This window comes from Bacillus sp. AFS001701 (assembly GCF_002559405.1).
In the GTDB taxonomy this organism is placed as follows: Bacteria; Bacillota; Bacilli; order Bacillales; family Bacillaceae_G; genus Gottfriedia.
The window spans coordinates 1-5,929 of sequence record NZ_NTZO01000120.1; the positions used below are offsets into that span (position 1 = coordinate 1).

At 30.3% G+C, this 5,929-nt stretch carries 7 protein-coding genes; all 7 read right to left on the minus strand.

The features are described from left to right. Positions 1-211: 211 nt before the first annotated feature. Positions 212-982, minus strand: a complete 771-nt coding sequence (locus CN514_RS10035; protein WP_069031976.1) for a hypothetical protein — start codon at positions 980-982, stop codon at positions 212-214. A gap of 142 nt (positions 983-1,124) precedes the next feature. After that, positions 1,125-1,508 (minus strand): DUF3888 domain-containing protein, encoded by a 384-nt coding sequence (locus CN514_RS10040; RefSeq protein ID WP_098232451.1) that lies wholly within the window; start codon positions 1,506-1,508, stop codon positions 1,125-1,127. 172 nt (positions 1,509-1,680) lie between these two features. Continuing rightward, a complete protein-coding gene (spoIIP, locus tag CN514_RS10045; protein ID WP_286141626.1) occupies positions 1,681-2,808 on the minus strand; it encodes a stage II sporulation protein P in 1,128 nt (375 codons plus the stop codon). A 236-nt stretch (positions 2,809-3,044) separates the two neighbouring features. Next, entirely contained in the window at positions 3,045-3,452 is a 408-nt protein-coding gene (locus tag CN514_RS10050) for a hypothetical protein (RefSeq protein WP_098232452.1), read from the minus strand. Positions 3,453-3,855: 403 nt separating this feature from the next. Continuing rightward, positions 3,856-4,752, minus strand: coding sequence for a TIGR03943 family putative permease subunit (locus CN514_RS10055; protein WP_098232453.1), 897 nt, complete (start codon positions 4,750-4,752; stop codon positions 3,856-3,858). A gap of 12 nt (positions 4,753-4,764) precedes the next feature. Further along, positions 4,765-5,646, minus strand: a complete 882-nt coding sequence (locus CN514_RS10060; RefSeq protein WP_098232454.1) for a permease — start codon at positions 5,644-5,646, stop codon at positions 4,765-4,767. Between the two features lie 69 nt (positions 5,647-5,715). Continuing rightward, positions 5,716-5,929, minus strand: a 214-nt coding sequence (locus CN514_RS10065; RefSeq protein WP_286141627.1) for a CorA family divalent cation transporter, incomplete at its 5' end; no start/stop codon positions are given.

The window sequence follows — 5,929 nt, forward strand, 5'->3', positions numbered from 1 at the left end:
ACGTCTTAAGTGCAATTCTTTAAGAATGTTTAAAAAACGCAAAAAAAGACCTTTAAGGTCCTTTCAGAATAGAAATTTTGTACTCCATCTACACACTGAAAGAACCTTAAAGGTCCATTTAAATTCCCCGCCAACTCACTTATTCTTTGTTCATAATCTATTTAATTGTATTTTCAATATAAGATCACAAATCGAAAGACAATCAATTTCTTTAAACTTGAACGACAGACCATTCGTCATCTTTCTTTGAATAAGTTAAATTTGCAATATGATTTGTAAGGTCACGATACTCTTCCACATTTTCTAAAATTTCATCTACACCAGAATAAAAATCAACTCGGAAAATAGGAATTTCGATTACTTTTCTATTTTCAACTCTCTCACTTAGATCTATTATTAATCCATCCTCCATTAAAGGGTATAATGTCAACATTAATTTAATATTGATTGGATTAATTTGTTTTGAACGATTAAATATATTTAAACTTCTTCTCTGAAGTTGTGTAATTTTATATGATATGACATTACAAAGCATAAAAATAAAGTCATTAGTTCGTTTATAATAAACCTTTTGATACATTCCATCACTTATGTTCATGTATGCAAAAGAATTGTTTAATCTTGGTATAAAAGGTTTTTGTAATGGTTCTTTTTTGTGAGCAAGATACAGTAATTCTGCAATTTCTTTAGGCTCTAGCTCATCTAGATCTGCTAATTCTTCAAAATCGATCCAACATAGGTCATCATGTTCACTATGTTCTAATATAAATTGATTAATATATTCTCTTTCAACATAATAAAAAGAAGAATTTAAATTAAATTCGGACCATTGAATATCGTGTTTTAGCAAAAGAATGTTTTGAAGAGGAAAAGGAAGTCCTTGAACAAACTCTTTATAATTTATGCCTGATGTTATAAAGCAATGATTATGGTTATCACCGTAAATATAGATAATCTCCTTTATTGAATCAATTCCCGCCAACGATATTGCCACCTTTAATTTTTTTCTTTATCATATCATACTTTATACTAAATTTATCATCAAAAATGATAAATTTAATTCTTTTTACCTAATATTTTTTTACATTTTTTACCAAAATATCGCACTCTACCTCAAAATGATCTTATACAGGAGGCCTACATAAGGATGTAGTTTTTGTTTGAATTGGTTCTTTCGTAACAGAACGAATACTCCATTCTCCGTCATCATTCGAAAAATTAAATTTAACAAGAGTGTACGGTGGTTGTTGATCTTGTTTATATGCAACTAATTGAATTGTTGCTCCGAATACGTATGTACCATTATATTTCTTTTTTATATTTGTTATTGTCGCACAATTATATTGTTCTCCTGGACCGAACATTTTATATAATCGGTTATTTATACTAGGAAAAAGAATTGATAACACTGCATCTTCTAAGACTTCATTTTGTACCGCAAATGCATTTGCCGGTTTTGATGTCGCAATTAAGCATATTAATAGTACGATAATAAATCCTCTTTTCATTTATAATCCTCCATCTTAAGGTTTTAACAAATTACTTAGTATCTATTCTTTACAATTTACTGATGGTTATGAAAGAGAGTTTAAATGAATCCGGGAATAGGAACTTTATGGAATAATAAAAAAAGAAGACCATGAAAAGTTTTTTTCTTTTCGTGATCTTCTTATAACAACGCTATTGATGTTCCCAATAATATTTACTCAAGATATCAGAGAGCAAATCAATTGTTCTATAAAGTTCCGGTAACGTATTATCGACTCCTCCTACTTCGATTAATATGGAGTGCGGTGATAGGTCTTGGTTATAAACGCCATTTCCTTGTTTATAGTTTTTACTAAATATTCCTCTTGTTAAACCTTTGTTAAATTTCATAATTTCACTATTTAAATCTTTAGCTAACGCTAAGTTCTTTCTATAATTTTTGTTTTCTACTCCAACTATAAAGTATAACTTTGCGTACTTTTGCCCATTAATCTCAGTAGTTGTCACATTTTTTCTTTGATCATCTCGATGTATATCAATAAGATAATTTAAATCTTGATCTTGAGAAAGCGCGTCTTGTACAACCAATCTAGACATTTTATATGAACTTCCCCAATTCCAATTTCTTTTCGTTAATTCGGCTCCAATATTTGTTTTATCGTCAATCGCACCGATTCCATTTGCTTCTAAATTCTTTTTCAATCGTTCCCCTAATAAGCTTACATTTACTTTTGGAGAAGAAGCTTGATTTGGCGACTTTGCACCTGGTATTAGAGGTAAAAATGATTCCCAGCTATGTGTGTGATAAATAAAAAAGACATCTTTTCCATTTGTAGTTTTTGAAGGTGGATTTGCTGGATTTTTGATTGGTTCATTCACTGGATCTTTAACAGTTGGATCTTGGTTAATTTCATCGAGTGTTAAGCTTGATTCTATTGGAAGATTCGTGAAATCAATCCCTTCTCCAGCAACTAAGATATTATTTTCGAATTTTGTCATACTAGATATTTCATGTACTAATAAACTTTTTGGATCGTACAGTCTAATATTTGTAATAAATGAAAAAAGTATATTACCGATAGGTTGTCCATTTTTAGTAGAATCGTCACCTACCTTAAAATGACCGTTTTCATATTCAAACGCTTTAATAAATCCCTCATAGCTCATTTTTTCAAACCATTGATGCACATAATATGATTTAGTATTTTTCATTGATGTCACAAATAAACTCGCTAACAAAAATAATAAGACAATGCCTACAAAGACACTTGCCGTTACACGTTTAAGATTAATAGATTTTATATATATTGATTGTCTCATTAAATCACCTCTACTAAAACGTATGTACAAGCCCTATAAAATAGAATGAAAAAATGATTAAATCCTATTAATTACTTTACCTATATAAACGAGTGTGATTAGAATATGAAATTGTTCGACACTTCAGCATTTTAAACAACTTATTTATTTATTAGCAAAAAAAAGAGATGCCTTAAAATGACATCTCATAAAAAAGTTCGTAATTCAATTAGTGTAAAAGCTCTTTTTTAAATTGATTACATATTATTATTATTGCAACGATTAAATTGCGTGAACGGATTTACAACGCAACTATTTCTTGCAGCTTCTAATTGAGTATCACAAAATGAGTTTGTTGCTGGTGATACCATACTGTTATTCATATTTCTATTTCTTCTACAGCCACTTCGTCTATTATTATTCATATTTCTGTTTTCATTTCTGTTTTCATTTCTGTTTTCGTTTCTGTTTCTGTTTGAATGGCCATTATTCATATTTTCACTCATTACTCTGTTATTGTCATTATTTCTATGACAATCACATTCATTACATGGTCTACGAACTTCAACAAACTCTCTCATATCTCTAACTGGTGATACTTCTTCTCTTTCTTCTCTTTCTTCTCTTTCTTCTCTTCTACGATTGCAACCACAAAATCCCCACATTTAAGAACACCTCTATAATTATTTATTGTACATTTATAACATACGTAGAAATTTAGATATTGAATGTGTACATGTCTAGATATGAACAAGTTTTTTATATTATTTTTCTATTTTTAATGTCACTGCGGTAAATAAAATTTCAAAAGTAGTCTTTTTTATAAGAATTTGTTAGTTGTTTATCCTAAAATTTTAAAAAAAATGAGCCAATTAGGCTCATTTCATTGTGTAGACAAAGTTCTAAAAACCTGATTTTCAGACTGATTGCAAGCGCTTGTCTCTCGAGGCGCGAAGTCTGGTGAGGAGCGGAGTTACCCTAAAACGGTAATGAGCACCGCAGACAGACGAAGCAACGAAGAAAGCGAGCTTTTGGCGGGCAGTCTGAATAGAGCCAATTAGGCTCATTTTACTTGTTACGGTATACATACGCATCTTTTGGTGGTTGAATTTCCTTAATATTAGTGACGTCTAAATAAGGAATGTTTACTTTAAATGGTTGATAGTACATTTGTTGTATATTACCAGTAGCTTCAATCCATTGATCATTTTTTAACGTTTTTCCATCAGGCAAATCAATTAGCACTCCATATACACCGGAATCGGCAACACAGTGAATAATTCCAAATCTAAATAAGAAAACCTGATTCTTTTTTAGTCCTTTTTCATGATAGATAAAGCCTTTATAGGTTAATTGCTTTCCTAAATATTTTCCAGGCTCATCATATAAAACTTCCATTCCTTTAAGAAAGTCATAATCATTTAGGACAATGCTTTTTTTATTTATATATTCTTTTGATTCTTGCTTAATTAATTTTTGATATCCTTCTTGCCCATAGTAGACACTTAAATCAGGCTTTAAATACTGCCTTTGCATAAAAGGATCATTATTACCCGGTTCTGAAACAGGGAAATGAAACCCTTTTGCTTGTACAATCGTAGAGTCCAAAGTTGCAACGGGCAAAAATATACCTGTAAACAATGGAAAAATGAAAACTAAGCCATTTAAAAACTTTTTAAACCCTTTTGATTCTTTATGAACATGTCCATGTACACAAGTATGATCACAATTATGATCATGATGGTGGCTATGGTCGTGGTCATGATCGTGGCTATGCTGTTCATCTTCATCATGACTTGTTCTTAAAGTATGAATTACTTGAATTAAAGTTAGAAATGCAAATAATATCCCAGCTGTCAGAGATAAATAAGAGTATTTCATATTAATATATTTTGAGATCGTACCTTTAATATGCAATTGCATTAAAAAGAAGGTAAATCCTAATAGTACATATGCTCTTGCCATATTGATTCTCCCTTAAATGAATAATGTTGTGAAAAACGTTAATACAATAACTAACCCAATAATAATGAATACATATCGACTTTTGAAATGTTGGAATAACATTAATGTATTTTTTATATCGATCATTGGACCAATAACCATAAACGCAACGATTGAGTTTAAAGAAAATGTACTTTGAAATGAGGATGCTACGAATGCATCAGCCTCAGAACAAAGAGATAAAATAAAAGCTAATGCCATCATTACTAGAATACTAGCAACTTGTCCATTACCTATATGCATTAACGTTGAAGTTGGAATAAATGTTTGTACGAATGCTGCAATAAATGCACCTAAAATTAAAAACTTACCCATAGAGAAAAATTCTTCTATAGCATGTACACAAACACTCCATAATTTTTTCCTAGCAGGAATTGAATGATCAACTGGAATTGTAACTAGATCTTGTTTTAATGGATTCTCGATTTTTAAATATGATAATACGATTCCTATTATATAAGCAATGATCATAGCAGCTCCAGCACGATAAATAACCATTTCAATATTATTACCAAATGCAATAAATGTTGCAAACAGTACAATTGGGTTAATAATTGGCCCTGTTAACATGAACGCCACCGCTACATAGTGTGGCACACCTTTTTTTATCAACCTACTTACAATTGGTACAATTCCGCACTCACAACCTGGGAAAATAAATCCCAATAAAATAGCTACTAATACTGCCAGATATCTATTTTTGGGTATTAACTTAGATAACATTTCCTCAGTAATAAATATTTGAATGATGCCCGATATAAAAACACCAATTAAAATAAATGGCAATGCTTCTACTACAATCGAAATAAAGATCGTATTCATTTGTAAAAACGAATGATAAAAATTCGTACTCATACTCTCTCTCCCATGTACTTTTAAAAATGAAAACTCACAAAACCTCCGAATGACCGGCGGCTTTGTGAGTTAAAAGTACCTTTTTTTCCAAAATATTAGTGCAATAGTTGTTGATAATATTGCAGATATACCAATTACAATTGGAAATGCATGTGGTATATTTGCTAATGGTATATGATCAACGTTCATCCCATAAAAACTAGAAACCATTGTTGGGATTGATAAAATAATTGTAATAGAAGTTAAAAATTTCATTACAATATTTAAATTATTTGAGATAACT